General features: G+C 46.0%; 6 protein-coding genes. 1 reads left to right on the forward strand and 5 read right to left on the reverse strand.

All coding sequences use genetic code 11. The annotated features are described in order from the left end of the window. Positions 1 to 277 (reverse strand): hypothetical protein (locus EYO21_00730; GenBank protein HIB02340.1); only part of this gene is annotated, 277 nt, incomplete at its 3' end. 97 nt (positions 278 to 374) lie between these two features. Here EYO21_00730 and EYO21_00735 point away from each other — a divergent pair. Then, a complete protein-coding gene (locus EYO21_00735) occupies positions 375 to 1,370 on the forward strand; it encodes a sulfotransferase (protein HIB02341.1) in 996 nt (331 codons plus the stop codon). Position 1,371: 1 nt separating this feature from the next. Here the strand turns inward: EYO21_00735 and EYO21_00740 are convergent, their stop codons facing one another. From EYO21_00740 to EYO21_00755, 4 genes are all read right to left on the reverse strand, one after another. Continuing rightward, the gene (locus EYO21_00740; GenBank protein HIB02342.1) at positions 1,372 to 2,112 is read right to left on the reverse strand and encodes a phosphocholine cytidylyltransferase family protein; all 741 of its coding nucleotides are present in this window, start codon (positions 2,110 to 2,112) and stop codon (positions 1,372 to 1,374) included. Beyond that, positions 2,109 to 2,720 (reverse strand): hypothetical protein, encoded by a 612-nt coding sequence (locus EYO21_00745; protein ID HIB02343.1) that lies wholly within the window; start codon positions 2,718 to 2,720, stop codon positions 2,109 to 2,111. Before EYO21_00745 ends, EYO21_00740 begins: the two co-directional genes overlap by 4 nt. Positions 2,721 to 2,722: 2 nt before the next feature. Next, positions 2,723 to 3,769, reverse strand: coding sequence for a UDP-N-acetylglucosamine 2-epimerase (non-hydrolyzing) (locus tag EYO21_00750; protein HIB02344.1), 1,047 nt, complete (start codon positions 3,767 to 3,769; stop codon positions 2,723 to 2,725). After that, a partial coding sequence (locus EYO21_00755) for an ATP-binding cassette domain-containing protein (GenBank protein ID HIB02345.1) occupies positions 3,762 to 4,156 on the reverse strand: 395 nt, incomplete at its 5' end. The genes EYO21_00755 and EYO21_00750, both read right to left, overlap by 8 nt.

Below are 4,156 nucleotides of genomic sequence, written 5' to 3' on the forward strand. Positions count from 1 at the left end.
TCACCACTTTCTCCAGCATACCGGGGATACCAACAATAACCACATCAAACTTTCTATTCCTCAGTTCTGTTTGTCGCGCCATTTCATTATCACCATCGATGAATTCAACTCCTATTTTTTCAACAGCCTCACGTACGTGCTGACGTTCAAGATCGTTAATGATATGGGGTATTGATGCTGAGAGAGAATAACCACCCCTAAGTCGAAACTCCTTAATGATCGGCAGAAAATTGGGGAGGTAATAAAGGTGGTGGCATTCAAATAGAATGGAGGTCATTAGCGATTCCAAATATCGTTATCGAGTAGATTAAATGTAACGCGGTGGAACTTATAAACATTGAATCACTCCTCAAAACGCACCTATTTTCAAGTCCATGCGCCAGCCAAACGAGATAAGGCCAATCTTCATCGCCGGAAGTGAACGTTCTGGTACAACACTTTTGCGCCTAATGCTTCATTCCCACCCCCGCATCGCCATCCCACCTCAGACAAAATATTTAATGAAGCTCTACAAACGGCGGCTATTATTCGGAAATCTTCATAAGGAAAAGAATCGAGAGAAACTTGCTAAGTGGTTCTTGGATCATTTTGATGAAAGTACGAAACTGAACGATCTTGAGATCGATCAAGAGTCTGTAAGAAAGTGGATATTGGAATCGAAGTCCCTCGGTGCCGCTCTTGCTGCACCGTGGATCTACTACGCACAGAGCCATGGGAAACAGCGGTGGGGCGACAAACGACCGTACTACATCCACCATATGGAAAAGCTTAGACAGCTCTACCCTGATGCACAGGTTATAAATGTTCTCAGAGACTGCCGCGATGTTGTAGCCTCGCTCAAGGAAATGCCTTGGTGGAATAATAGTGTAAACTACTCCATCCTCAACTGGAAATCAGCTATACAATGCGGCATAAATGCACGTATGAAAACTAAACTGGATGAATATTTGGAACTTCGGTATGAGGATCTGCTGGCCGAGCCCGAACGAGAGCTTCAGCGTGTTTGTCAATTTCTGGGCGAACCCTATGATCCAGGCATGCTCCAATTTCAGGGGATTGCCAAGCAAGTGATCCCCGACTACAAGATGGATTGGCACTCAGCAACACGAGAACCGCTAAATACAAGTTCTGTGGGAAGGTGGGAAAAAGATCTTTCCACAGCAGAAATGTCTGTTGTGGAATGGGCTACTGGTGATGAGATGGTTCAATTAGGCTACACTCTCTCAAAGGCTCAAGATCCGGATTTTCACTTGCGAAACCGTTTTGAAAAAGAGGCACGTACCTTCAAAGCCCAGCATAAACGGCTCGAAATGATCAATTCGATTTTTTCTTTCTTTTATAGATGGGAAACGGATTATAGGGCGGGATAATTTAATTGCCGAATTTCACCCGCGCCTGCCGGAGATCTTCCACCGTATCGATCTCGCACCATTCGCCCTCATCGAACTTCACATACTTCATGGCAAAACTTCCGTCATCAACAGCATCTGCGATTGCCTGCTCGTAATAGACATTACGCTCGCCCTTCTGAAGCAGACGATTGAGCCGTGGCTGAACTTTGTCAAAGAATGAATCAAATGAAAAGCTGTATGCATTTACTGTTTTGTAAAGTTCTCTGGTGTTCTTCGGACGGTTGGGTGTGGTCTTCAGATAGAATTTTTCAACCAAATTATCCGAAGCCGTGGTAACTACCGTACCATCCATCCCTTCCCTGAAGCTGTCTACAGCCATCTGGTTATCGCCCAAAAGTCGATCCAGTATGCCTTCAGCAAAAAACAGGTCGCCCTCTAAGAGCAGAAAGTCTTTATTGAGAGAATCTGTTGCAAGCGCCAGAGAGACAACATTGTTGGTCGTCTCCCACTCTTCGTTCTTCACATATGTGATGGCAAGATTTCCATGCAAGTCCCCTACTGCATCTCTGATTATATCCGCTTTGAAACCTACCACTAGAATAGCTTCTTCTGTGGTCAAGTTGTCCAGCTGATTGAGTAATCGCATCAAAAGCGGTTTTCCCGCCACTTTCACCATGCATTTCGGCATCCTCTCTGTATAAACACCGAGGCGACTGCCGGAACCGGCAAGAAGGACCACTGCTTGTTTAGAACCTCTCAATTTTTCAGTTCAGACGAGATGATGGCTCCGTCGTCTTTGGTATAATCCCACTCTTTAACAGGTGTCCGCCAATCACCATAGCGAAACGTGAGATAATTTTCAACATCTCTCGGGACGGTATAATCCTTATTTCGAAAGGTGATTATTTTTGTTTCATCATAGAAATGGGCCGGAACTGCTTTCTTTGTATACAGTTTGGGCCCACCGCAAGACCAGACGTAATCATTGTCCTGAAGCGTTGCGATAAAACAGTCCATGGTCACCTTCCCTTTTTTCAGGAAACCATCTTTCTGGAAAACTTTCACGATTCTCTTCTCACCTTTTTTCAAAGGTGGATCAACGAATTCCTGACGGCGAGTTCGGGCAAGATAGCCTGTGAACCGAATTTTCCACATTGCCCGAGGGAGTTTTTTCACATCGGGACGAAAGATGCGCAAGTCGAGGTCTGTGTCCCACGGCAAGAGCCTTTCTTCTCTCACAATGCCTAAAAGCGTTCCAGCTGTAAGACAATACTTGATATCGCACAGCTCAAAGATCCTCGTTACAGTCTCTAATAATTGGAGAGCTGACTCTGCATTTTCACCTTCCAGTCTGTGTGCTGACCCCAAAGCTAATTGTTCAAAAAATCTGTGATAGAAGCAACAATCCTTTCCCCAGCTTTTCCATCGCCGTAAGGATTATCGCCATTCCATTCAGGTGAATCATTTGCCCATGAGAAATTACTTTCGATGTCAGCGCCCACAGTCTTGGCGAAACCAGCTTTCACCCCTTCCGGCCGCTCCGTCTTATCACGACACACCAATACCTTTTTCCGAAATGCCGCACACTCCTCCTGAATGCCGCCTGAATCTGATATCACAAAGCGAACTTCACTTAATAGTCTGAGCAACTCCTCATAAGATAACGGTTCAATGACTTTGACTGAATTGAGAAGATCCCGGTGCTTCATCACCTCCGGATTTGGATGCATGGGAAAGATGAATTCCAGGTTGCTGTGAGAAGATGCAAGGCGTTCGATCTGCCGAAACATCTCCGCCATGGTTTCCCCAAAGTTCTCCCGTCTGTGAAGCGTTATTAAAACCTTATCTCCGTATTTCACTGGAAAGTTGTACATCAGACAAGCGTCCACTACTGTGTTTCCGGTAACAAGAGTACCCTTACATCCTTCTGCTTCGAGATTTTCTTTTGCAGTGGCGGTGGGTGCCCAGTTGAGCTGTGCCACCCTTGAAATGATTTGGCGGTTCAGCTCTTCAGGAAAAGGTGCATTTAAATCGTGCGTCCTGAGGCCCGCTTCTACATGCCCCACTGGAATACGCTGGTAGAAAGCGGTGAGAGCCACTGCCGCCGCTGTTGTGGTGTCCCCTTGAACCACTACCAGCCGGGGAGCTTCACTCTGTAGAAGGGGCTCTGTTTCAACCATAACACGGTGCATCACCTCCGCCGAGGATTGTCCCTTGCGCATGATATTGAGCTGAATATCCGGCATGGGTACCAAATGTGCTACATCCTTAAACAGTTCATCATGCTGGCCTGTAAAAAGTGTTTTTAAAGGGATATCCTCTGATGTCAGTGACTCAATTACCGGTGAAAGTTTGATCACCTCCGGGCGTGTACCAAAACAGACGAGTACCTTCATTTCCTCTATTGAGTCAGTCAACGCTCACCCTGGTAATTTCACCAAACTGCACCTCATAGAGCTGTTTGTAGTGCCCCCTTTTCTCAATCAGTTCTTTGTGTGTACCCGTTTCCACAATCTTACCTTTACTGAGAACAACTATTTTATCCGCATTCACCACTGTTGATAAACGATGAGCAATAACAAAAACAGTGCGATCCTGCATCAACCTTTCGATAGCTTGCTGAACCTTTTTTTCAGACTCGCTATCAAGAGATGAAGTGGCTTCATCCATGATAAGAATGGGCGGATTCTTGAGAAGCGCTCTTGCAATGGCCAGCCGCTGTTTTTGTCCTCCCGAAAGTTTCACGCCCCGATCACCGATGACTGTATCAAATCCCTGAGGCTGAGTTTCGATAAAATCGAGGG

It is taken from the genome of Candidatus Neomarinimicrobiota bacterium (assembly GCA_012964825.1).
Taxonomy (GTDB): domain Bacteria; phylum Fidelibacterota; class Marinisomatia; order Marinisomatales; family S15-B10; genus UBA2125.

Bases quoted from the DNA above. Each gene is read 5' to 3' on its own strand.
- EYO21_00735 (HIB02341.1), top strand. From the start codon at position 375: ATGCGCCAGCCAAACGAGATAAGGCCAATCTTCATCGCCGGAAGTGAA.